The sequence below is a fragment of the Bacillus sp. SIMBA_154 genome, assembly GCF_046536015.1.
In the GTDB taxonomy this organism is placed as follows: Bacteria; Bacillota; Bacilli; order Bacillales; family Bacillaceae; genus Bacillus; species Bacillus pumilus_P.
Genome location: NZ_JAWJBV010000178.1, coordinates 1 through 284, shown reverse-complemented (window position 1 = coordinate 284; position 284 = coordinate 1). Strand labels below are relative to the sequence as shown.

The 284-nt window shown below is 61.3% G+C and carries 1 pseudogene; it reads left to right on the top strand.

Annotated elements, in window-relative coordinates:
- Positions 1–284 (top strand): annotated as a pseudogene (locus tag R0K30_RS21640) (hypothetical protein); the annotation flags it as partial.

Sequence of the window (284 nt, the reverse complement as noted above, 5' to 3'; positions counted from 1 at the left end):
GCCTTGGGATTTTTCCCATGCGCTGGTGCAGAATTATGCCGGCGGCAACACCATGGTGATGAACCGTGCCGCCCTGAAACTGGTCCAGACGGCCCTCGCCCTCGGCGGCCCCTGCCCGGCTGTTCACGACTGGTGGCTTTATCAGCAAATTTCCGGCGCAGGCGGCATCGTGATCTTGGACCCGACACCGAGGCTGCTCTACCGCCAGCATCCGGGCAATCAGATCGGGGCCAATTCGAGCATTCCGTCAAAGGCCCTGCGGTTCTGGATGATGCTGTATGGGA